The following is a 21,400-nucleotide window of genomic DNA, read 5'->3' as shown; positions in this document are numbered from 1 at the left end:
GGATGCTAACCGCAATCAACTCATGAGTGAAACGAACGACTCCCGCGCTCACTCCCGCAGCGTGGCGAGGAATGCGACGCGATCGCCGCGATAGAGCGAGCGGACCCGCTCGATCGGCACACCCGCTGTGTCCAGGGAGATCCGGTTCAGCAACAGCATCGGCATCGCGGTCGTCGAGTCGAGCAGGGCGGCCTCGCGCGGCGACGCCAGCACCGTCTCGATCCGTTCGGTGGCCGAGTCGAAGGTCACCCCTGTGGCGCGGATCGCGGCGTACAACGAGGTGCCCGGGTCGAACGTCCGTGCCATCGAGGCGAATCGGCCGGCAGGCAGGTACGTACTCTCGAGCCCGATCTTCTGCCCGTCCGCGAGCAGCACCCGCTCGAGATGGATCACGGCGGCCCCGGCGGACAGCCCGAGGTCAGCGGCGAGCTCGGAATCGGCCCGCTCGTTCGTGAAGGTGACCAACTCCCTGCCGGGCACCCGGCCCTGGCTGACCGCGCCCTCCGTGTACGAACAGAGCGAGAGCGGCTGGGTGAGTTTGGGGCTGGCGACGACGGTGCCGCGGCCGCGCCGCTGGATCCTGCCCTCCACCAGCAGCTCGTGCACTGCCTGGCGCACCGTCTCCCTGGACACCTCGAAGCGCACCGCGAGGTCACGCTCCGCGGGCACGGGATCGCCCTCGTCGAGATCGTCGATGATGGTCGCCAGTTCGGTGCGCACCCGGTAGTACTTGGGCGCAGACCCCCCCACCTCGCCCGATCCGATCCCCTTGTCGTTCATGCAGGTCAGCGTACCTCAAATTGGTCTATACCAATTGTTCATCCGGCGTTCTCCCCACCATCACCAGATGGTCTAGACCAAAATGCATGCTCTCGCCATGCGAATTCTGATTGTGGGCGGAGGCATCCTCGGCACGGCCCACGCCGACGAGGCGATCCGCCGCGGACACGACGTGGTCCAGCTCGAGCGCGAGACCGAGGCCCGCGGCGCGACCGTGCGCAACTTCGGCCTGGTGTGGGTCTCCGGCCGCGCCGAACACGAGCTCGACGCGGCCCTGCGCTCGCGCCAACTGTGGGAGGACCTCGCCGTCCGCGTCCCGGCGATCGGGTTCCGCGCGGCCGGCTCGATGACGCTGCTGCGCACTCCCGCGGAGGTCGCGGTCGCCGAGGAGGCGATGACCCGCCCCGACGCCGAGGCCCGCGGCTTCGCGCTGCTCGACCCCGAGCAGGTGCTCGCCGTCAACCCCGCCCTCCGGGGAGAGTTCCTCGCCGGGCTGCACTGCGGCCGCGACGGCACCGTCGAGTCCCGCGTGGCCCTGCCCGCGATCCGCCGCCACCTCGAGGAGAGCGGCCGCTACACCTTCCACGCAGGCACCGAGGCCCGCGAGGTGACCACCGACGGTGCAGGCGTGCACATCCGCGACGACCACGGGCGCGTGTTCGACGCCGACCTGGCCATCGTCTGCCCCGGCGCGACGCTCGGCGGACTGGCACGGGACCTGGCCGGGGAGCTGCCCCTGCGCCGGGTCCGGTTGCAGATGATGCAGACCGCCCCGCTCGGGGAGGAGCTGACCACGGCCATCGCCGACGGCGACAGCCTGCGGTACTACCCGGGTTTCGCGGGCGGCGCCCTCGAGAACCTCAGGACCGTCCAGCCGCAGTCCCCGACCGCGGAGGCGCACCGCATGCAGCTGCTCTGCGTGCAGCGCCTGCACGGCGGACTGACCATCGGCGACACCCACGAGTACGACGAGCCGTTCGACTTCGACGTCGACGAGGCGCCGTACGAGCACCTGACCGGGGTCGTCGAGGAGCTGCTCGGCCGCAGGCTGCCCGCGATCGTCAAGCGCTGGGCGGGCGTCTACAGCCAGTGCCTCGACCCCGGCGAGCTCGTGCACCGCGGCAGCCCCGCGGACAACGTCTGGGTGGTGGCCGGCCCCGGCGGTCGCGGCATGACCCTCGGCCCCGCCCTCGCCGAACAGACCGCCGACCAGCTCGGCCTCTGAAGCACCGACTCATCCATCGCCCCAGGAGAAATCGTGACCGCCACCCCCATCGAACTCGCCGTGCTCGACATGGCCGGCACCACCGTCTCCGACGACGGACTGGTGCTGCGGGCCTTCGCCGCGGCGGCCGACGCCGCCGGCTTGCCCCCCGAGGGCGTCGAGGCCGACGACGCGCGCCGGTATGTCCTCGACACCATGGGTCAGTCCAAGATCGTCGTCTTCCGCGCGCTGTTCGGGGACGAGGACCGCGCCCAGGCCGCCAACATCGCCTTCGAGTCCGCCTACGACCGTTTGATCGAGGAGGGCAACGCCGAGCCGATCCCCGGTGCGGCGGAGTCGATCACCGCGCTGCGCGAGGCCGGGATCAAGGTCGCATTGAGCACCGGGTTCAGCCGCGGCACCCAGGACAAGCTGCTCTCCGCGCTCGGCTGGCAGACGATCGCCAACCTCACCCTGTCCCCCGCCGAGGCCGGCCGCGGTCGGCCCTACCCGGACCTGATCCTCACCGCGCTGCTGCGCCTGCGCGTCGACGACGTGAAAAGCGTTGCGGTGCTGGGCGACACGTCCAACGACGTGACCAGCGGTCTGCGCTCGGGCGCGTCGATCGTCGCGGGCACCCTCACCGGGGCCCACGACGAGGACCAGCTCCGCGCGGCGGGCGCCACCCACATCGTGCCCTCGGTGCGCGAGTTCGCCCGGCTCCTCCTGAATCCCTAGCACCCCTCACCCACAGTTAGGAATCCGTCATGCGCATCCGCCCCAGCCTGGCCGCAGCCGCCCTGGCCGCGACCCTGCTCACCCTCACCACCGCCTGCGGTGGCACCGGCACCGCCGCGAGCTCCGACACCGAGACGGTCACCGTCTACAGCGCCGACGGCCTGAGCAACTGGTACAAGGCCCGGTTCGACGAGTTCACCGCGGAGACCGGCGTCGCCGTCAACCTGGTCGAGGCCGGCTCCGGCGAGGTCGTCTCCCGCGTCGAGAAGGAGCAGTCCAACCCGCAGGCCGATATCGTCGTCACGCTGCCGCCGTTCATCCAGAAGGCCGACGCGCAGGGCCTGCTCCAGCCAAGCGGCATCGACACCTCCGCGGTCCCCACCGAGGAGAAGGACCCGGCGGGCAAGTACGTCCCGGTCGTCAACAACTACCTCAACTTCATCGCCAACCCTGACGCGAACCCGGCCCCCGCGACCTGGGACGACCTCCTCGGCGAGCAGTTCAAGGGCAAGCTGCAGTACTCCACCCCCGGCCAGGCAGGCGACGGCACCGCGGTGCTGCTGCTGCTCCAGCACCTCAAGGGCAAGGAGGGCGCGCTCGACTACCTGAACAAGTTGCAGGCCAACAATGTCGGACCGTCCTCGTCCACCGGCAAGCTGCAGCCCAAGGTCAGCAACGGTGAGCTGCTGGTCGCGAACGGCGACGTGCAGATGAACCTCGCGTCCATCGCGGACGACGGCTCCGAGTTCAACGTCTTCTTCCCCGCCGAGGCGAACGGTGCCCGCACCACCGTGGCGCTGCCCTACGTGATGGGACTGGCCAAGGGCGCCCCGCAGTCCGAGCAGGCCAAGAAGCTGATGGAGTACCTGCTCTCGGAGAAGGCGCAGCAGACCGTCGGACCCGACGCGTTGGGCGTCTCGGTCCGCAAGGACGTGCGCGAGTCCGCGACCGTCGACGTCGATGACAAGTCCACCCCGGCGGGCCTGCTGAACGGCGTCACCGTCTGGACCCCGAACTGGAACACCGTGATCACCGAGCTCGACGCCGACGTCGCGGCCTACCAGAAGGCCACCGGGAGCTGACATGAGGAAGATCAACACCGGGCTGGCCCGGCCGAGGATCGGATCGGCTCCCACGCGAACCGCCGACACCGGAATCCTCGGGGCCACCGACTACTCCGCGCCCGCCATCACCTTCGACCGCGTCAACGTGGCCTACGGGCGGGGCTCGAGCGCCACCCGGGCGTTGATCGATTTCAACCTGCGGGTGTCCCCGGGGGAGACCGTGGCTCTCCTGGGGCCCAGCGGGTCCGGCAAGTCCACCGCGCTCAAGGCACTGGCCGGCTTCACCCGGCCGGTCTCGGGCTCGGTCCGGCTGGCGGGCAGGGACATCACCGACCTGCCGCCGGCCAAGCGCGGCATCGGGGTGGTCGTGCAGTCGTATGCACTGTTCCCGCACATGCGGGTCTCGGAGAACGTCGCCTTCGGACTGCGCTCGCACCGGGTGCCCCGCGCGGAAATCGGCACGCGGGTCGCCGAGGCGCTGGAGATGGTGGGCATGTCCGCCTTCGGCAAGCGACTGCCCCGCGAACTGTCGGGCGGGCAGCAACAGCGGGTCGCCATCGCGCGCGCCCTGGCGATCCGACCGAAGGTCCTGCTGCTCGACGAGCCGCTGGCCGCGCTCGACGCCCAGCTCCGGCAGAGCATGCTGGCCGAGCTGCAGCAGCTGCGGGCGGCCCTGCCGGACACCGCGATGCTCTACGTGACCCACGACCAGAGCGAGGCCCTGGCGCTCGCCGACCGGATCGCCGTGATGCGCGACGCCCGGCTCGTCGACGTCGACACCGCGGAGAACCTCTGGAAGCGGCCGCCGAGCAGCTTCACCGCGGCCTTCCTCGGCGGCGCGAACCTGCTGCCCTGCACCGTGACCCGGGTGATCGGCACCTCGGCCCTGGTGTCGGTCGGCGGCACGCCGGTCACCGCGCACGCCCCACTGCCGGACATCAGCCCGACCGAGTGGGAGTCCGACGCCGGGGCCCTGCTCTGCCTGCGCCCGCACGCGATCACCCTCACCTCGCCCACCGAGCGCGGCGCGCTCCCCGGCCGGGTCACCGCGAGCGTCTGGCGCGGCTCGACCACCAGGCTCACCGTCGCGCTCGCCGCCCTGCCCGACGCCCTGCTCGAGGTGGACGTGACCGGGCACGACGAGCGGCCCGCCGGAACCGCTGTTGGCGTTCGCTTCCCGGACCAGGGCGCGGTGCTCGTCCCCGCACCGGGGCCGGCGTCATGACCGCCGTCCTCGGACGGGTCCACCTCGATCCCCCGCCGGTCCGGCCAGAGCGGAGCCGGTGGCGGCCGGTGGCCTGGGCGCTGCCGCCACTGCTGCTGGTGCTCGGCTTCGCCGTCTACCCGATGGCCCGGGTGTTGGCCGAGTCCACCGTCACCGACGACGGCAGAGGGCTGTCCACCTGGACAGAGGTGCTCGCGTCCGCGCAGTTCCGAAACGCGTTGTGGCGCACCATCGAGATCGCCGCGTTGTCCACACTCGGATGCCTGGCGCTGGGCACCTTCCTCGCGCTGGTACTCGCCTTCGTTCCATTCCCCGGCTCGAAGGTGGTCGGCCGACTGATCGACACCATCCTGTCGCTGCCCTCGTTCCTCATCACGCTGGCGTTCACGTTCCTGTACGGAACCGCGGGCGCGGTCAACGCCCTCATCGCCCAGCTCACCGGCGCCGACAGCGGGCCGCTGAACTTCCTGAACACCCCGCTCGGTGTGATCGCCGCGGAGATCACCTTCTTCACCCCGTTCGTGGTGCGGCCCCTGCTGGCCGCGTTCACCCAGATGCCCCGCGAACAGCTCGACGTCGCGGCGAGCCTCGGTGCCTCCCCGTGGCGGGTGCTGCGGACCGTCGTGATGCCGGAGTCCTGGCCCGCGCTGATGGCGGGCGGCTCGCTGGTACTGCTGTTGACGCTCAACGAGTTCGGCATCGTGCTGTTCACCGGGGCCAAGGACGTCGTGACGCTGCCGGTGCTGATCTACACCCGCGGCATCGTGACCTTCGACCTGCCGGGCGCCGCGGTGATCGCGAGCGTCCAGGTGGTGCTGTCGCTGTCGCTGTACTGCGGCTACCGATTCCTGTTCAACCGACTGCTTGGAGGCCGCCGTGCTGCTGTGGACCACACGCGCTAGGGCGTTGACCCTTGCCCTCTTCGGCGTCGTGGTGGTCGTGGTGTTCGTCGCCCCCATCGCCACCGTCGTCGCCGCCGCCCTCGCCGGGGCCTGGACCGGGCCGCTGCCGTCGAACCTCGGCCCGAAGAACCTCTCCGCCGCCCTCTCCGAGGAGAACCTGGCGAGCCTCACGGTCAGCCTGCAGACCGCGTTCATCGCGGGCGCGCTGGCGCTGTTCGTCGGCACCTGGGCGGCGCTCGCGGCCCGCGAGGCGCCCGTCTGGCTGCGCAAGACCACCGACGCGGTCTTCCACCTGCCGATCGCGGTGCCGTCGGTGGCGATCGGCCTCGGGCTGCTGATCGCGTTCAACGCCGAGCCGCTGCTGCTCGGCGGCACCAAGTGGATCGTGATCCTCGCGCACACCGTGCTGGTGCTCGCGTTTGCGTTCAGTTCGGTCTCCGCCGCGCTGGACCGGCTCGACCCCGCCTACCGCCAGGCCGCCGAGTCGCTCGGCGCCGGACCGACGCGGGTACTGCTGCGGATCACCCTGCCGCTGCTCCTGCCCGCGCTCGGCGCGGCCGCGGGCCTGGCGATCGCGCTGTCGATGGGTGAGCTCGGCGCGACCATCATGGTCTACCCGGCCACCTGGAAGACGCTGCCGGTGACCATCTTCGGTCTCACCGACCGCGGCCAGGTGTTCCTCGCGGCCGCCGACACCACCCTGCTGATGGCCGTCACCCTGGTCGCCCTGCTGGTGGTCGGGCGCATCCGCAGGCGATAGGCGCTGACGCGCCCGTGCGTGGTTGACGAGTCCCTGGACTCGTCAACCACGCACGGGCGGCGGAGCCGCCTACTTCTGGCGCAGGAGGTAGCGCTGCACCTTGCCGCTGGGGGTCTTCGGCAGCGACGGCACGAAGTGCACGGTCCGCGGGTAGGCGTGCGCGGCGAACTTCTTCTTGACCAGCGTCTGCAGCTCGGCCTCGAGCTCGCCGGTGCCCAGGGCGCCGTCGCGGAGCACCACGAAGGCCTCGAGCACCTCGCCGCGCAGCTCGTCGGGCATGCCGACCACGGCAGCCTCGATCACGTGCTCGTGCATCACCAGGACGCTCTCCACGTCGAAGGGCCCGATGCGGTAGCCGGCCATGATGATCACGTCGTCGTCGCGCGAGGAGAAGAAGAAGTGGCCGTCCTCGTCGGTCTTGCCCGCGTCGCCGGTGATGTACCAGCGGCCGTCCGCGCTGAAGCGCTGCGCGGTCTTCTCGGGAGCGTCGACGTAGCCGGTGAACCACATCAGCGGGCTGGCCTCGGCGTCGATGGCGACGCGACCGGGGGTACCGGCGGGCGCGACCTCGTCCGCGTCGTCGAGCAGCACCGCGCAGCTCCAGCCCGGCAGCGGCCGGCCCATCGAGCCGGGCCGCACGTCCTCGCGCAGGCCGTCCGCCCACGCGTTGACGATGAACATGCCGTGCTCGGTCTGCCCGTAGTGATCGCGCACCTCGACGCCGAGGGCGCTCTGGGACCAGGCCACGACGTCGGGGGTGAGCGGCTCGCCCGCCGAGGACGCGCGGCGCAGCGACAGCCCCTCGGGCACCGGCGTGGTGTCGGCGCGCAGGCTGCGGTAGACGGTCGGCGCGGCCGCGAAATTGGTGACACCGAACTTCTCGATGATCTGCCAGGTGAGCGGCGCGGAGAAGCCCGAGTGCAGCAGCAGGCTGCGGGTGCCCGCCGCGAGCGGGCCCAGCAGCGCGTAGTACAGCCCGTAGGCCCAGCCGGGGTCCGCGGCGTTCCAGAACACGTCGTCGCTGCGGACGTCGAGGCCGAACTCCTGATAGGCGTGGAACGAGGCCAGCGCGCGCACCGGCACCGGCACGCCCTTGGGGGTGCCGGTGGTGCCGCTGGTGAACAGCTGCACCATCGGGCCGTTGCCGCCGACCGCGACCGCGGCGCCTGCCGGGTCCTCGGCGGTGTGCGCCGCGAGCAGGTCGTCGAATCGCAGCTGGTCCGCGGACTCGGGCTCCCCCGCCGCGACGATGACCCGCCAGGACGCGTCGGCCGGGATGTCCTCGCCGGGCGCGAGCTTGGCGAGCTGGTTCTGATCGGACACCACGAACTTGGCGCCGCTGGAGCCGAGCCTGAACGCGATGGCCGGGGACGCGAACGCGGTGAACAGCGGCACGTGCACGGCGCCGCGACGCCAGATGCCGAGCAACGCGATGACCAGCTCCGCGGACTTGCCCATCAGCGTCGCCACGCAGTCGCCCGGCTCGACGCCGAGCTCGGCCAGCGCGGCCGCGAACTTGGTCGATTCCGCCCGCAGCTCGCCGTAGCTCAGGTTGCGCGAGGTCAGATCGCCCTCGATCACCGTGAACGCGACATCGGTGTCGGGGTGCCGGTCACACAGCAGGTCCGCGGCGCAGGCCTGCGGCGTGTCGTACTGCTCCAGCAGCTCGCGCACCCGCGAGGTGGCATCGGTGCCCATGGTTTGCTCCTTCAACAGCGGTCCGGCAGACGCCGAACTCCTCCATGGCCCTATGATCTAGCTCACAAACAACACGCACCACCCCCGGAAAGGGGTAGCCCATGCTCTCCCGCACCCCACCCCTGTTGCGGCCCCGCGACGGCGACGCCCTGCGCGCCGAACTGCGCGCGGTCGCGGCACGGGCGAACGTGCCCGTGCTGTTCGGCGGCGAGGTCTCCGCGAGCACGTTGCACCTGACCGAGTTCTTCGGGACCAGGACCAACGGGCTCAAGGGCCTGGTGATCCCGCCGAACTCGGGGCTGGGTGGACGGGTGGTCCTGCAGCGGCAGCCGGTCTCGATCCCCGACTACGGCAGCGCGATGTCGATCACGCATCACTACGACCGGCCGGTCCTCGGCGAGGGCATCCGCTCGGTGCTCGCGGTCCCCGTCCTTGTCGACGGCGCCTCGCGCGCGGTGCTCTACGCCGCGGTCCGGGAATCCATGCCGATCGGCGACCGCACCGCCGAGATACTGGTGCAGGCGGGCCGCAGGCTCAGCACCGAGCTCGCCATCCGCGACGAGGTGGACCGTCGCCTGCAGATGCTCGGGGTGCTCGACAGCAACCGGGGCAACGCGAGCGGGGCGGTGGCCGAGGGCATCCGCGACGCCCACGCCGAACTGCGCGGGCTCGCCCAATCGGTGCCCGAGGGCCCGCTCCGAGGGCGGCTGCGCGCGGTGTCCGACAAGTTGGCTGCGCTGGTCAACGACGAGACAGAGACCGGTGACGCCTCGGTCACGCTGTCGCCCCGGGAACTGGACGTGCTCGCCCACATCGCCCTCGGCTGCACCAACAACGAAGTGGCGCATCGGCTCTCGCTCCAGCCCGAGACGGTCAAGAGCTATCTGCGTGCCGCGATGGGCAAGCTCGACGCCCACTCGCGCCACGAGGCGGTGGTCACCGCCAGGAGGTTGGGTCTGCTTCCGTAAGCACCGCGGCCGGCCAGGCCGCCCTCACCGAGGGGATGCGCAGTGACGAAACCATCAGCCGCCGTGAACGAATCGAAGGACGAACCGACCCTCAAGCGGGTGATGGGCCCGTGGTTGCTGTTGCTGTTCATCGTCGGCGACATCCTCGGCACCGGTATCTACGCCCTGACCGGGCAGGTGGCCAACGATGTCGGCGGCGTGGTGTGGCTGCCCTTCCTTGTCGCCTTCGTGGTCGCGCTGATCACCGCGTTCAGCTACCTCGAACTGGTCACCAAGTACCCCCAGGCCGCAGGCGCCGCGCTGTACACCCACAAGGCCTTCGGCATCCAGTTCTTCACCTTCATGGTGACGTTCGCGGTGATGTGCTCCGGGATCACCTCCGCCGCGACCGCCTCGCGGGCGTTCGCCGCCAACTTCGCCGAGGCCTTCGACCTGGACGTGCGGACCGGTATCGGGATCACGCTGATCGGCATCGTCTTCATGATCGCGGTGGCGGCGGTCAACTTCCGGGGCGTCGGCGAGTCCGTCAAGCTGAACGTGCTACTGACCTGCATCGAGCTGTCCGGGCTGCTGATCATCATCTTCATCGGCATGTGGGCGCTCGGCATCGGCGAGGGCGATTTCTCGCGGGCGGCGACCTTCGACACCGGCGACCGGTCCGCTCTTGGCGGCGTCATCGCGGCCACCACCCTCGCCTTCTACGCGATGGTCGGCTTCGAGGACTCGGTGAACATGGCCGAGGAGTGCAAGGAGCCCAGCCGGATCTTCCCCAAGGTCCTGCTCATCGGCCTCGTCTCGACCGGCATCATCTACGTGCTGGTGTCGGTCACGGCGATCGCCCTTGTCCCCGCAGACGATCTCGGCGAGGGCGACACCCCGCTGCTCAAGGTCGTGCAGGCGGGCGCGCCGGGCTTCCCGATCGGGATCTTCGCGTTCATCACCATGTTCGCGGTCGCCAACTCCGCGCTGATCAACATGCTGATGGCGAGCCGACTGCTGTACGGCATGAGCCGCCAGCACGTGCTGCCGCCGCAGCTCGGTAGGGTGCACCGCACCCGACGGACCCCGTACATCGCGATCGGGTTCACCACGCTGCTGGCGCTTGGACTGATCACGATCGTCGGCGAGGTGCCCCAGCTCGGCGGCACCACCGCCCTGCTGCTGCTGTGCGTGTTCACCGTCGTGAACATCGCCGTCCTGGTGCTGCGCAAGGACACCGTGGACCACAAGCACTTCCGCGCGCCGACCGTGCTGCCGATCATCGGCGCGATCAGCTGCGCGTTCCTGGCCACGCCGCTCACCGACCGCGATCCCGCGCAGTACAAGATCGCGGGCGTGCTGCTGGCGATCGGCGTGGTGCTGTGGTTCGTCAACAACCTGGCCAACAAGAAGCTGGGCGTGAAGGCCGAGCTGCACCCCGAGTTCCTCGGCGAGGAGGGCGTGCCGCCCGGACCGATGAACTGAGCGGACGCGAGGACTGAATCTAGAACAAGTTCTACCTTTCCTGGCATACTCCGATCGACCGTCCGACGCCGATCCCAGGGGTGCCATGTCCGCGAATCCGTCCACCGACGACCTGCTGGCCCTCGCGCGCTCCTCCCCCACGGCGGTCGCCGTGCACGACAAGGCCGCGTGGCTCGGCCTGTTCGCGCGCCAGCACATCATCGAGGACCCGGTCGGCGGTCGCCCCGTGCTGGGCGGCCTGTACGACCGGAAGTCGGGCCGACGCGGCGGCGACCCGCTGGCCCGGTTCTGGGACACCTTCATCGCGCCCAACGACATCAGCTTCGACATCGAGCACGAGGACATCGTCGACGGCCTGCACGTGGTCCGCGACGTGACCATCGAGACCCGGCTCTCGGCCGGGGTCGTGGCCAGGGCGCCGATGCACCTGCTCTACGAGGCCACCCTCGACGACGGCGAGCCGCGGATCCGCCGCATCGCCGCGCACTGGGAGGTGACGCCGATGTTCGCGCAGGTCGCAGGTGTCAGCCCCGAGCGGCTGACGGTCGCCGGCTCGATGAGCGCACGGATGCTGCGCCTGCAGGGCCTCGGCGGCACGCTCGCGTTCGGCAAGGCCGCGCTGAGCGTGGGCAAGAAGGGCAAGGACGCGGTCCGGCGACTGATCGACTCCGCGCAGCGCGGCGACGCGCCGGCGCTGAAGATGCTCGGCGGCAACGCGATCACAGACCTGACCAAGGTGATCGCCGCGGGCGACGCGGTCACCGCCACCGGGACCGTGGACGGCGCGCACGCGGTGCTGTTCGCCTACCTGGACCGCAAGACCCACACCGTCAGCGAGTGCAAGGTGTACCGCGCGGCCTGATCGTGTCCGGGTGATACTTCTCGGATGCCGCACCGCATCGCCGACCCCGTTCGCTTCGAACCGGTCCAGGACCCCCGACCGTCCGATCAGCCGTGGCCGGCGATGACGTGGCCGGTCCCGGCCGGTACCGAACTCGTCGGGACGTCGGTCCGGCTGACGCCGCTCGACCCGGACACGGGCGCGCCCGAGCTGTTCCGCGCCCTTGACCACGACCGCGTCTGGGCACACGTGCCCTGGCGACCGTCGGACCCGGAGCAGTTCGCGGAATTCCTCCGCGAGCGGTGCGCGCAACCGGAGTGGCAGCCGTGGACCGTACGCACGGTCGGCCCGTGCGGAGCACTCCCCGCGGGCGCCGTCGTCGGCATCAGCTCCTATCTGGATGTCGCGGTTCGTGACGCCCGGCTCGAGATCGGGATGACGCTCTACACCCCCGACGTCTGGAGCAGCGCCGTCAACCCCGAGGCGAAGTCTCTCCTGCTGCGTTACGCCTTCGAGGAGCTGGGGGTTGGGCGCGTCCAGCTCAAGACCGATGTGCGTAACGTCCGCTCCCAGCAGGCCATCGCCCGGCTCGGCGCCACCTACGAGGGGACGCTGCGCCGCAGTTTCCGGCGCGAGGACGGCACCGTCCGGGACAGCGTCCTGTTCTCGATCATCGCCGAGGACTGGCCCGACGTGCGGGCCCGGCTCGCGGCGCGACTCGACCGGGCGGGGTCGCCGGCCTGACCCCGCCTACGCCAGGCCGGATCCCTTCCGCGAGCGCAGAAGCCGCCGCCACCGCCCGGCACGCCGACGCCGGAACAACTCGTCGGCCATCGGTTCGTCCACCGCAAGGATCCGCACCTCCCCCTCCTGCCCGCACCACGACTCACCGAGGTGCCGAACGGAGACGCACACCCCGGTCTGCACGTCGAGGCGGATCACCGTGTCCGCATTGGGAACCCAGGTCATCTGATCGAGCGATTCCGAGCCGCTGAGCAGGGCACAACAGTCGCAGCGCGGTTCGTAGTCGGGCGTGGGCCGAACCCGCGCCTCCCAGGCCGAGCGCCCGTGGTGGGTGACCTCGCGGACATCGCCGATCTCGACCCCGACGGACAACTCGACGGGGTCGAGCAGGGCGACCCAGAAGTAGTCGGAGTGAAACGGCGGGTCGTAGTCGATGGTGGTGTCCTCCGGCCGCTCCGATACCAGCCCGTTGTCACCACAGGTTGGATCTACGTCCGTTGGCCACACTCGGGCGATGGGAACGCCCATGCCGCTGCTCGAGTACCCCACCCGTCCGAACGGCGGGGCCTCGGACTGGATGTGCGCGACCTGGCCCTTCGATTCCACCCGCAGCCGATCCGGCCGCGCGATCCACGCATGCTCGACCGTCCCCGAGCGATCGACCTCGAACTCGAGTGTCGACCACCGCCACGGTGATGACCTGGCGAGCGCACGAAAGTCGGTGACTGCGGGCATCATCGCCCCCTCAGTAGCCCTCGGGCAACGCCGTGAACATGTCCCGGGTCACGGCCACCGCGTTGTCGGAGCTGCCGCCCCTGACCACCAGCGTCGCGAACGCGATGTCGCCGCGGTACCCGACGAACCACGCGTGCGAGCCGCCGTCGACCTCGGCCTCACCGGTCTTGCCGTAGATCTCGCCCTGGTCGGCGATCCGGGTGGCGGTACCGCTGGTGACCACGTCGCGCATCATCCCGCGCAGGCCCTCGACCATCTCCGGGCTGATCGGTGGGTGGGCGCCCTCGATCTTGGTCTCCTCCCCCGAGATCAGCGTCGGCACGGGCGTCGACCCGTTCGCGATCGTCGCCGCCGCCAGCGCCATCCCGAAGGTGCTCACGACGACCTTGCCCTGGCCGAAACCGTCCTCGGTGCGCTGCACCAGTTCCGGTGCGGGCGGGACGGATCCGGAATCCGTCGGCAGGCCCGGCACGTCGTAGTCGGGCCCGATGCCGTAGCGCGCGGCTGCCACCGTCAGGGCGTCAGGCGCCATCTCGCTGGCCAGCTTGGCGAAGGTGGTGTTGCACGAGCGCGCGAACGCGGTGCTCATCGGCACCGTGCCCAACGCGAACTCGTTGTAGTTGGGCACCGACCGTTCCCCGATGACGATCCGTCCCGGGCAGCCGACGGGGGTACCGGGCTGGGCGAGGCCGTTGTCGATCGCCGCGCCCGCGGTGACGATCTTGAAGGTGGAGCCGGGCGGGTACAGGCCCGTCGTCGCGACCGGGCCGTCCCTGTCGGCGGCCTTGTTCTGCGCGACCGCGAGGATCGCACCGGTGGACGGCTGCAGCACCACCATCATCGCCTGCTCGGCCCTGGCGTTGACCGCGTTCTGCGCGGCCACCTGGATGGGCCGGTCCAGGCTCACGGAGAAGGACGGCGCCGGTTGGGGTTTGGTCTCGGTGAGCACATCGATGTCCACGCCGTTCTTGTTGACGGTGACCACGCTCCAGCCGGCCTTGCCGTCCACCTCGTCGATGACCCGTTTCTTGACCTGACCGATCAGGTCGGGGGCGAAGTCGCGATCGGTGGAGACCAGGTCCGCCTCCTCGGTGACCGAGACCCCGGACACCCCGCTCAGGGCGGCGGCAACCGCGTCGTAGTCCTCCTGCCGCAGGCTCGCCACCAGATAGGCGCCGCTGACCGAGGTCGCCGACTCCACGATGGACTGCGGGGTGAGCGTCGAGTCGAACGGCTCCAGCGCTGACGCCAGCGCAGTCGCGGCCGCGGTGGGGTTGGCGGACTCCTTGGCGTTGAACTTGATCCGCTGGATGGTCCCCGGCACCAGCACGTCCGAGCCTGCCCGCTCGTTGACGCGGGCCCGCGGCGCCGGGGTGGCCCGCAGCGTCATCGTCTGGGTGTCGCCGAGCTTCGGGTGCAGGTCGGTGGCGTTCCAGCGGACCGCCCACTCGCCGTTGCGCCTGCCCATCTGCAGGTCGCCGGTGTAGGTCCACACCCGGTCCTTGGGCAGATGCCATTCGTAGGTGTAGCCGACGGTCGCGGTGTCGCCGTCCACCCGGACCGAATCGGTCGTCGCGGTGAGGGATTCGGCCTGCAGCCCCTCCCAGGCGGCGTCGAGCGCGGAGCGGGCGTCCGCAGGCCGGTCGGACAGCGCGGCGGCCCGCTCGGTGTCCCGATCGGCGACGGCGTCGAGGAACTCCTGCGCGGCCGGTTCGGGGCCGTCCGGCTTCGGGGTGCACGCGACCGCGCCGAGTACGAGCGCGCCCGTGACGACGAGCGAGGAGAGGATGCGGGGTGCGGCGGTGGAGATCATCGCCTGCCATCGTAGGTGGGCTCACGGCCGAGACCGGGAAGGCACCCGCACCGTGCGCGCTTTTCACCCCGACCGGGGTACCACTCGCGCGCGGGCGGCGAAGCCGCTAGTCCAGCAGGACCGTCGAGAAGGTGCCGACCTGGGTGAACCCGATGCGCTGGTAGGTCCGCCGCGCCTGGTGGTTGAAGCTGTTCACGTAGAGGCTCGCGGTGCGGCCGGACGCCACCACCGCCGCCGCCACCGCGGCGGTCCCGGCCGCGCCGAGACCGTGGCCCCGGTACTGCGGGTGCACCCACACGCCCTGGATCTGGCCGACCTGCGCGGACATCGAGCCGACCTCCGCCTTGAAGGTCACCTCCTCGCCGTCGAACCTGGCCCAGGCCCGACCCGCGGCGATCAGGCCCGCGACCCGCCGCCGGTAGCCGCGGCCACCGTCGTTGGAGCGCGGGTCGACCCCGACCTCCTCGATGAACATCGCGACCGCGGCCGTGAGGTACGGCTCGAGCTGATCCATCCGCACCGGACGCACGTACGGATCCGGCGCGACGACGGGCGGCGCCGAGAGCGCGAGCAGCGGCTGCTCGGCGCGCACCTCGCGCGCCGGACCCCAGTCGGTCTCGAGCATCTCCCACAGCGGCAGGGCCAGCTCGCTGCGGCCGACCACCGACGAACACATCCGCGGTCCGCGGCACGCCCGGTCCGCGAAGGCCCGCAGGTCGTCGAGGTCGCCGCGCAGGGGCACCATGTTCGCGCCCGAGAAGCACAGCGATTCGGCCGGACCGCCCCTGCTCCAGAGCTCGCCGTTGATCGCTCGCGGGTCTATCCCGAGGTCCTGGATCCGCGCCGCGACCATGCACGAGGCGATCGGGTCGGCGTCCAGCACGCGCAGCACGTGCACCCTGTCGCGCGCACCGAGCTGCCTGGCGCCGAGCAGTTTGAGCACCGAGTCACCCCCGCGTCGGGTCGTCGGGATTCGAATTGTCTGGTGTTCCCACGATACGTGCGAGTTTCAGCTGACGGTAACGACCGGGGAACCCGATGCAGATTGGTCCTCGCCGAACTCCTCGGCGATCCGCATCGCCTCCTCGATCAACGTTTCCACGATCATCGCCTCGGGCACCGTCTTGATGACCTTGCCCTTGACGAAGATCTGGCCCTTCCCGTTGCCGGACGCGACGCCGAGGTCGGCCTCGCGGGCCTCACCGGGACCGTTGACGACACAGCCCATCACGGCCACCCGCAGCGGGATCTCCATGCCCTCGAGGCCGGCGGTCACCTGCTCGGCGAGCGTGTAGACGTCCACCTGGGCGCGCCCGCAGGACGGGCAGGACACGATCTCCAGCTTGCGCGGACGCAGGTTGAGCGACTGCAGGATCTGCGTGCCGACCTTGATCTCCTCGGCGGGCGGCGCGGACAGCGAGACGCGGATGGTGTCGCCGATGCCCTCCGAGAGCAACGCACCGAACGCGACCGCGGACTTGATGGTGCCCTGGAACGCGGGGCCCGCCTCGGTCACGCCGAGGTGCAGCGGGTAGTCGCACTGCGCGGCGAGCTGGCGGTAGGCCTCGACCATGATCACCGGGTCGTTGTGCTTGACCGAGATCTTGATGTCGCCGAAGCCGTGCTCCTCGAACAGGCCCGCCTCCCACAGCGCCGACTCGACGAGCGCCTCCGGGGTGGCCTTGCCGTACTTCTGCATCAGGCGCGGGTCGAGCGAACCGGCGTTGACGCCGATCCGGATCGGGATGCCCGCGTCGCCCGCGGCCTTGGCCACCTCGGCGACCCGGCCGTCGAACTCCTTGATGTTGCCGGGGTTCACCCGCACCGCCGCGCACCCGGCGTCGATGGCGGCGAAGATGTACCGCGGCTGGAAATGGATGTCCGCGATGACCGGGATCTGGCTCTTCTTCGCGATCGTCGCCAGCGCGTCGGCGTCCTCCTGGCGGGGGCATGCCACCCGCACGATGTCGCAGCCGGACGCGGTGAGCTCGGCGATCTGCTGGAGGGTGGCGTTGACGTCGTGCGTCTTGGTGGTGCACATCGACTGCACCGACACCGGGAAGTCGCTGCCGACCCCGACCGATCCGACCTGGAGCTGTCGGGTCTTGCGGCGCGGCGCGAGGACGGCGGCCGGGCCTTCGGGCATGCCCAATCCGACGGGGCTGGTCACGTGGATGCCTTCTTTCGTAGCGTCAGGACAAGTTTAGCGAGCACTAGAAGATCTTGATCGGGTTGACGATGTCCGCGGTCAGCGTGAGCAGCATGTACGCGCCGCCCAACGCGATGACCACGTAGGTGATCGGCATCAGCTTCATGTAGTTGACGGGTCCGCCCGCGGGCAGGCCGCGGCGCGCGCGGATCGAGTCGCGGATCTTCTCGTAGATGGTCACCGCCATGTGCCCGCCGTCGAGCGGCAGCAGCGGCAGCAGGTTGAAGATGCCGAGGAAGAAGTTCAGCGTCGCCAGCAACCCGATGAACAGGTCGATGTAACCGCGTTCGGCCATCTGGCCGCCGATGACGGAGGCGCCGACGACGCTGATCGGGGTCTCGATGTCGCGTTCGCCGCCGGTGACGGCGGTCCACAGGTCCGCCACCTTCGACGGCATCTGGACCAGGGCGTCCACGCTGCGGACGAAGACGTCGCCGGTGTAGACGAAACTGCCCGGGATGGCGGAGAGCGCCGAGTACTCGAGGAACGTCGGCGGCGCCTTGATGCCGATCGCGCCGACGTCGCGGGAGACGGGCGGCAGCGGGTTGCTGTTCGTGGAGTCGGGGTTGTTGACCCAGCGCTGCGCCTGCTGCACCTGCACGTCGACCACCTGGGTCTGACCGTCACGGTCGACGGTGAACTCCGCGGTGCCCGAGAGCGGCTGCGTGGCCTTGACGACGTCACCGAAGGTCGAGGTCGGCGTCCCGTTGACCGCGACGACCACGTCGCCGGGCAGGATGCCCGCCTGCTGCGCGGGCCCCTCGCCGGTGCAGTCCGCAAGCGCGTAGTCGCCGTCCTTGCCGCTCTGCGTTGGCGCCACGCACGTGACGCCCTCCACGACGGCCCTGGTCTCGGTGTTCGGCAGCCCCCAGCCGACGGCCTGGATGTAGACGAGCACAAATCCGAGGATGAAGTTCATCGCGATGCCGCCGGACATGACGACCAGTCGCTTCCACGTCTTCTGCTTGTACATCGCCCGGTCGACCTCGTCCGGCGCGAGCTCGTCGTGCTGGGTCATGCCCGCGATGTCGCAGAAGCCACCCGCGGGGATCGCCTTGAGTCCGTACTCCGTCTCGCCACGGCGGAAGGAGAAGATCTTCGGCCCGAAACCGATGTAGTAGCGGCGGACCTTCATCCCCAGCGCACGGGCGGTCCACATGTGGCCGGCCTCGTGCAGAGCGATGGAGACCGTGATGCCCAACGCGAACAGCACCACACCTATGACGAACACCATGCGGCTCTAGTCCTCCTGCTTGACGAGCTCGTGTGCCCGTGCGCGCGCCCACCCGTCCGCGGCGAGCACATCCTCCACGGTAGCCGGTGGCGCGGTCCACTCGTCGCCACCAGCGAGAACGCGTTCGACGGTGCGCACGATCGCCGGGAACCGGACGATCCCGTCGAGGAACGCCTGCGCGACGACCTCGTTGGCCGCGTTGTAGACCGCGGTCAGGCAGCCGCCGGCCTTACCTGCCGCCCTGGCCAGGTCGACGGCCGGGAACACCGATGCGTCGAGCGGCTCGAACGTCCAGGTCGACGCGGTGGAGAAGTCGCAGGCCGCGGCGGCACCGGGTACCCGGTCCGGCCAGCCGAGCGCCAGAGCGATCGGCAGCTTCATGTCCGGCGGGCTGGCCTGGGCGAGGGTGGAGCCGTCGGTGAAGGTGGCCATCGAGTGCACGATCGACTGCGGGTGCACGGTGACGTCGATGCGGTCGTAGTCGATGCCGAACAGCAGGTGGGTCTCGATCAGTTCGAGGCCCTTGTTGACCAGGGTCGCCGAGTTGAGCGTGTTCATCGGGCCCATCGACCAGGTCGGGTGTGCGCCCGCCTGCTCGGGGGTGACGGCCTCGAGGGCGTCGGCGGTCCAGCCGCGGAACGGGCCCCCGGAGGCGGTGAGCACCAGCCGGTCCACCTCCTCGGCGCGCCCGCCGCGCAGGCACTGCGCAAGCGCCGAGTGCTCGGAGTCCACCGGCACGATCTGACCGGGCGCCGCCGCGGCGGTGACCAGCGGGCCGCCCGCGACGAGCGACTCCTTGTTCGCCAGCGCCAGTCGAGCGCCGGATTCGAGCGCCGCGAGCGTCGGTTCGAGGCCGAGGGAGCCGACGAGAGCGTTGAGCACCACGTCCGCCTCGGTGGTCCGGACCAGTTCGGTGACGGCGCCGGGGCCGCTGAGGGCGGGGCCGTCGAGACGGGCGGCAGCCTCGGGGTCGGCGACCGCGACCGCGCTCACCCCGGTCTCGCGGATCTGGCGGGCCAGCAGGTCGATGTTGCCGCCGCCCGCGGCCAGACCGACGACGGTGAACTTGTCGGGATTGGCCGCGATGACCTCGAGGGCCTGGGTGCCGATTGATCCGGTGCTGCCGAGCAGGAGCACGCGCGTAGGTTCTGCCACCCGTCCATTGTTCACGACGGCACCTGAGAAGAAGCTGACAGGACACCGATGCGGGGCGTCGAAGTGATACCGACGCGCGGCCTAACGGAAGGTGTCGGCGTTGGCCGCGGCCCACTGCGCGAAGGTCGTGGCCGGGCGTCCTGCGACCTCCGCGACCGTGGCGGTCGCCCGCTGCGGCGCACCGACCAGCGACGCGACGGCGGTCTCGAGGTAGAACCGGGCATTCACACCCATGACCGGCTCGAGGATCTCGACGGCCTCTTCGACCGGCACCCGGACGTACTCCACGGGCCGGCCCAGCACCGCGCCGAGTTCGTGCACCCGCTCGGCGCGCGAGAGGGCCGTCGGCCCGGTCAGCTCGTAGGTGCGGCCCTCGTGCCCACTGCCGAGCAGCACGGACGCGGCGACCCTGGCGATGTCGTCCATCGCGATCGGCGCGCTGACCACATCGGGGTACGGGTCGCGCACCTGTCCGGTGCGTCGCACCTGGTCACCCCACACGAGGTCGTTCTCGAGGAACTCCCCCGCCCACAGGTGTGTCCAGGCGATCCCGGACCGCTCGACGGCCGAGGTGACCGCGCCCCACCACGATTCGTGCTCCCCGGACAGGTCCACGATGTGCCGGACCCCGGCCTCGGCGGCCAGCGACACCACCTCCTCGACGGTGTCCGGGGTCGGCGCCAGGTACATCCTCTCCACCCCATCGAAGGCGGCGGGCAGCGACTCGGGCCTGCGCAGGTAGCCCTCGGCGACCTCGACGCCACTCGGCAGCATCGCCTTTCTGGGGTTGTTCGTCAGGGCCCGGACATCGGTTGCGCCTGCCGCCAGGAGGTGGTCGACGACCAGTCGGCCGATGTTCGCGGTGGATCCGGTCACCAGAATCGTCATGTAGTACACCGTACGGTTCAGGCCGCCACCCGGCCACCCTGCCAGGATGGCGGGTATGGATCTCGCCAGGCTGCAGACCGCGCGGCTGACCTACCCCGAGGTCGGCGGCACCCGCGCCGTGCTGCCCGACGGGTACCACCACGTGCACGAGAGCGCCGTCATCGGAGTCGGCGTCGAGGACTTCGAGCGAGCGAAACGCGTACTGCTGCAGTGGGACATGCACCGCCGCGCCGGACTGCGCGTGCGGGCCACCGACGATGAGGCCGTCGAGGGCGCCGTCGTGATCCTGCGGCTCGGACCGGGTCCGCTGGCCGTCACGGCGCCGTGCCGGGTGGTGTACCGGATAGACGAGCCGCGGCGGTCCGGCTTCGCCTACGGCACTCTGCCCGGACACCCCGAGCGCGGCGAGGAACGCTTCGCGATCGAGCTCGGCGAGGACGGCCGGGTGCGGGTGGTCATCGACGCCTTTTCGACCGGCGGCGGTGCGCTCACCCGGCTCTGCGGCCCGGCGAATCGGGTGGTGCAGCGGTTGATCACGCGCCGCTACCTCGACGCGTTCACCCGAGCTCCCCTGGCGCGCCGCCCCAGCTAGGTACGACGCACGGTCGTATGCCACGATATGCAGGCACACGCACACCCGTACGAGCAGGAGGATCGACCGTGGCCACCGAGCTGGATCCCAGCGTGAACGAGCCCCTCGTCGCCGCACACGTCGACACGGCAGAAGTTCCGTCCGCAGCCTGGGGCTGGAGCGGCGAGGCGCCGCGACTGTTCCGCTTCCTTGGCTGGTTCTTCGCAGCCTTCCTGCTCGTCTACACGATCGGCAACCACGAGGGCAAGGTCGAGGACCTGTGGCTCGTCGGAATCTCCGCCGGCATGGTGTTCCTGCTCGTGCGCGACATCATCCGTCGCCGCAAGCCCCGGTAGCCAAACACTTTCCACAACGGCCGCGCCGCTCCCCTCGGAGCCGCGCGGCCG

Annotated in this window: 21 protein-coding genes; 12 read left to right on the top strand and 9 right to left on the bottom strand. The window is 70.5% G+C overall.

Annotation, left to right across the window (positions count from 1 at the left end; translation table 11 throughout):
* Positions 1 to 48: 48 nt before the first annotated feature.
* Entirely contained in the window at positions 49 to 780 is a 732-nt protein-coding gene (locus tag C8K38_RS17640) for a GntR family transcriptional regulator (protein WP_097212719.1), read from the bottom strand.
* Positions 781 to 877: 97 nt separating this feature from the next.
* Here C8K38_RS17640 and C8K38_RS17635 point away from each other — a divergent pair, with 97 nt between their 5' ends.
* The 6 genes from C8K38_RS17635 to C8K38_RS17610 are packed head-to-tail and all read left to right on the top strand — an operon-like array spanning position 878 to position 6,673.
* The gene (locus C8K38_RS17635; protein WP_097212718.1) at positions 878 to 2,005 is read left to right on the top strand and encodes a TIGR03364 family FAD-dependent oxidoreductase; all 1,128 of its coding nucleotides are present in this window, start codon (positions 878 to 880) and stop codon (positions 2,003 to 2,005) included.
* A gap of 33 nt (positions 2,006 to 2,038) precedes the next feature.
* On the top strand, positions 2,039 to 2,722 hold the full coding sequence (locus tag C8K38_RS17630) for a phosphonatase-like hydrolase (RefSeq protein WP_097212717.1): 684 nt from the start codon (positions 2,039 to 2,041) through the stop codon (positions 2,720 to 2,722).
* 29 nt (positions 2,723 to 2,751) lie between these two features.
* The gene (locus C8K38_RS17625) at positions 2,752 to 3,804 is read left to right on the top strand and encodes a 2-aminoethylphosphonate ABC transporter substrate-binding protein (protein WP_097212716.1); all 1,053 of its coding nucleotides are present in this window, start codon (positions 2,752 to 2,754) and stop codon (positions 3,802 to 3,804) included.
* A gap of 1 nt (position 3,805) precedes the next feature.
* Positions 3,806 to 5,011: an ABC transporter ATP-binding protein gene (locus tag C8K38_RS17620; RefSeq protein WP_097212715.1), complete on the top strand. Its 1,206-nt coding sequence runs from the start codon at positions 3,806 to 3,808 to the stop codon at positions 5,009 to 5,011.
* On the top strand, positions 5,008 to 5,913 hold the full coding sequence (locus tag C8K38_RS17615; RefSeq protein WP_097212714.1) for a 2-aminoethylphosphonate ABC transporter permease subunit: 906 nt from the start codon (positions 5,008 to 5,010) through the stop codon (positions 5,911 to 5,913). The genes C8K38_RS17620 and C8K38_RS17615 overlap by 4 nt, the downstream gene beginning before the upstream one ends.
* Entirely contained in the window at positions 5,888 to 6,673 is a 786-nt protein-coding gene (locus C8K38_RS17610; protein ID WP_097212802.1) for an ABC transporter permease, read from the top strand. The genes C8K38_RS17615 and C8K38_RS17610 overlap by 26 nt, the downstream gene beginning before the upstream one ends.
* Positions 6,674 to 6,742: 69 nt before the next feature.
* Here C8K38_RS17610 and C8K38_RS17605 read toward each other — a convergent pair whose 3' ends face one another.
* On the bottom strand, positions 6,743 to 8,371 hold the full coding sequence (locus C8K38_RS17605) for an AMP-binding protein (RefSeq protein WP_097212713.1): 1,629 nt from the start codon (positions 8,369 to 8,371) through the stop codon (positions 6,743 to 6,745).
* A 101-nt stretch (positions 8,372 to 8,472) separates the two neighbouring features.
* Here C8K38_RS17605 and C8K38_RS17600 point away from each other — a divergent pair, with 101 nt between their 5' ends.
* The 4 genes from C8K38_RS17600 to C8K38_RS17585 all read left to right on the top strand — a co-directional run bounded on the left by C8K38_RS17600 (position 8,473) and on the right by C8K38_RS17585 (position 12,388).
* On the top strand, positions 8,473 to 9,339 hold the full coding sequence (locus C8K38_RS17600) for a LuxR C-terminal-related transcriptional regulator (RefSeq protein ID WP_097212712.1): 867 nt from the start codon (positions 8,473 to 8,475) through the stop codon (positions 9,337 to 9,339).
* A 102-nt stretch (positions 9,340 to 9,441) separates the two neighbouring features.
* On the top strand, positions 9,442 to 10,803 hold the full coding sequence (locus C8K38_RS17595) for an APC family permease (RefSeq protein ID WP_097212801.1): 1,362 nt from the start codon (positions 9,442 to 9,444) through the stop codon (positions 10,801 to 10,803).
* Positions 10,804 to 10,888: 85 nt separating this feature from the next.
* Entirely contained in the window at positions 10,889 to 11,665 is a 777-nt protein-coding gene (locus C8K38_RS17590; protein WP_097212711.1) for a transporter, read from the top strand.
* Positions 11,666 to 11,689: 24 nt separating this feature from the next.
* Entirely contained in the window at positions 11,690 to 12,388 is a 699-nt protein-coding gene (locus C8K38_RS17585) for a GNAT family N-acetyltransferase (RefSeq protein WP_097212710.1), read from the top strand.
* Between the two features lie 6 nt (positions 12,389 to 12,394).
* Here C8K38_RS17585 and C8K38_RS17580 read toward each other — a convergent pair whose 3' ends face one another.
* The 7 genes from C8K38_RS17580 to C8K38_RS17550 form a co-directional block, all read right to left on the bottom strand.
* Positions 12,395 to 13,123, bottom strand: a complete 729-nt coding sequence (locus tag C8K38_RS17580; RefSeq protein ID WP_209925985.1) for a hypothetical protein — start codon at positions 13,121 to 13,123, stop codon at positions 12,395 to 12,397.
* 10 nt (positions 13,124 to 13,133) lie between these two features.
* Positions 13,134 to 14,936 carry a penicillin-binding transpeptidase domain-containing protein gene (locus C8K38_RS17575; RefSeq protein WP_097212708.1) on the bottom strand — a complete coding sequence of 601 codons (1,803 nt, stop codon included), beginning with the start codon at positions 14,934 to 14,936 and terminating at the stop codon, positions 13,134 to 13,136.
* A gap of 106 nt (positions 14,937 to 15,042) precedes the next feature.
* Positions 15,043 to 15,879 (bottom strand): GNAT family N-acetyltransferase, encoded by an 837-nt coding sequence (locus tag C8K38_RS17570; RefSeq protein WP_097212707.1) that lies wholly within the window; start codon positions 15,877 to 15,879, stop codon positions 15,043 to 15,045.
* A gap of 66 nt (positions 15,880 to 15,945) precedes the next feature.
* Positions 15,946 to 17,106, bottom strand: a complete 1,161-nt coding sequence (gene ispG, locus C8K38_RS17565; protein ID WP_027499323.1) for a flavodoxin-dependent (E)-4-hydroxy-3-methylbut-2-enyl-diphosphate synthase — start codon at positions 17,104 to 17,106, stop codon at positions 15,946 to 15,948.
* Positions 17,107 to 17,149: 43 nt separating this feature from the next.
* The gene (locus C8K38_RS17560) at positions 17,150 to 18,379 is read right to left on the bottom strand and encodes a M50 family metallopeptidase (RefSeq protein WP_097212706.1); all 1,230 of its coding nucleotides are present in this window, start codon (positions 18,377 to 18,379) and stop codon (positions 17,150 to 17,152) included.
* Positions 18,380 to 18,385: 6 nt separating this feature from the next.
* Positions 18,386 to 19,534, bottom strand: a complete 1,149-nt coding sequence (gene dxr, locus C8K38_RS17555; protein ID WP_257017554.1) for a 1-deoxy-D-xylulose-5-phosphate reductoisomerase — start codon at positions 19,532 to 19,534, stop codon at positions 18,386 to 18,388.
* A gap of 81 nt (positions 19,535 to 19,615) precedes the next feature.
* On the bottom strand, positions 19,616 to 20,422 hold the full coding sequence (locus C8K38_RS17550; RefSeq protein ID WP_097212800.1) for an NmrA family NAD(P)-binding protein: 807 nt from the start codon (positions 20,420 to 20,422) through the stop codon (positions 19,616 to 19,618).
* 46 nt (positions 20,423 to 20,468) lie between these two features.
* Here C8K38_RS17550 and C8K38_RS17545 point away from each other — a divergent pair, with 46 nt between their 5' ends.
* Together C8K38_RS17545 and C8K38_RS17540 are read left to right on the top strand one after the other, a co-directional pair.
* Positions 20,469 to 21,014: a DUF1990 family protein gene (locus C8K38_RS17545; RefSeq protein ID WP_257017553.1), complete on the top strand. Its 546-nt coding sequence runs from the start codon at positions 20,469 to 20,471 to the stop codon at positions 21,012 to 21,014.
* Between the two features lie 68 nt (positions 21,015 to 21,082).
* A complete protein-coding gene (locus tag C8K38_RS17540; RefSeq protein WP_223263706.1) occupies positions 21,083 to 21,349 on the top strand; it encodes a DUF2631 domain-containing protein in 267 nt (88 codons plus the stop codon).
* Positions 21,350 to 21,400: the final 51 nt, after the last annotated feature.

It is taken from the genome of Rhodococcus sp. OK611 (genome assembly GCF_003050885.1).
Taxonomy (GTDB): Bacteria; Actinomycetota; Actinomycetes; order Mycobacteriales; family Mycobacteriaceae; genus Rhodococcus_G; species Rhodococcus_G oryzae.
The sequence above is the reverse complement of the archived record's forward strand: the minus strand, read 5'-3'. Positions and strand labels throughout refer to the sequence as shown.

Coding starts and splice junctions, on each gene's coding strand:
- C8K38_RS17560 (WP_097212706.1), bottom strand. CDS start 18,379: ATGGTGTTCGTCATAGGTGTGGTGCTGTTCGCGTTGGGCATCACGGTC.
- C8K38_RS17625 (WP_097212716.1), top strand. CDS start 2,752: ATGCGCATCCGCCCCAGCCTGGCCGCAGCCGCCCTGGCCGCGACCCTG.
- C8K38_RS17585 (WP_097212710.1), top strand. CDS start 11,690: ATGCCGCACCGCATCGCCGACCCCGTTCGCTTCGAACCGGTCCAGGAC.
- C8K38_RS17635 (WP_097212718.1), top strand. CDS start 878: ATGCGAATTCTGATTGTGGGCGGAGGCATCCTCGGCACGGCCCACGCC.
- C8K38_RS17640 (WP_097212719.1), bottom strand. CDS start 780: ATGAACGACAAGGGGATCGGATCGGGCGAGGTGGGGGGGTCTGCGCCC.
- C8K38_RS17605 (WP_097212713.1), bottom strand. CDS start 8,371: ATGGGCACCGATGCCACCTCGCGGGTGCGCGAGCTGCTGGAGCAGTAC.
- C8K38_RS17620 (WP_097212715.1), top strand. CDS start 3,806: ATGAGGAAGATCAACACCGGGCTGGCCCGGCCGAGGATCGGATCGGCT.
- C8K38_RS17590 (WP_097212711.1), top strand. CDS start 10,889: ATGTCCGCGAATCCGTCCACCGACGACCTGCTGGCCCTCGCGCGCTCC.
- C8K38_RS17600 (WP_097212712.1), top strand. CDS start 8,473: ATGCTCTCCCGCACCCCACCCCTGTTGCGGCCCCGCGACGGCGACGCC.
- C8K38_RS17615 (WP_097212714.1), top strand. CDS start 5,008: ATGACCGCCGTCCTCGGACGGGTCCACCTCGATCCCCCGCCGGTCCGG.
- C8K38_RS17575 (WP_097212708.1), bottom strand. CDS start 14,936: ATGATCTCCACCGCCGCACCCCGCATCCTCTCCTCGCTCGTCGTCACG.
- C8K38_RS17580 (WP_209925985.1), bottom strand. CDS start 13,123: ATGCCCGCAGTCACCGACTTTCGTGCGCTCGCCAGGTCATCACCGTGG.
- C8K38_RS17550 (WP_097212800.1), bottom strand. CDS start 20,422: ATGACGATTCTGGTGACCGGATCCACCGCGAACATCGGCCGACTGGTC.
- C8K38_RS17595 (WP_097212801.1), top strand. CDS start 9,442: ATGGGCCCGTGGTTGCTGTTGCTGTTCATCGTCGGCGACATCCTCGGC.
- C8K38_RS17545 (WP_257017553.1), top strand. CDS start 20,469: ATGGCGGGTATGGATCTCGCCAGGCTGCAGACCGCGCGGCTGACCTAC.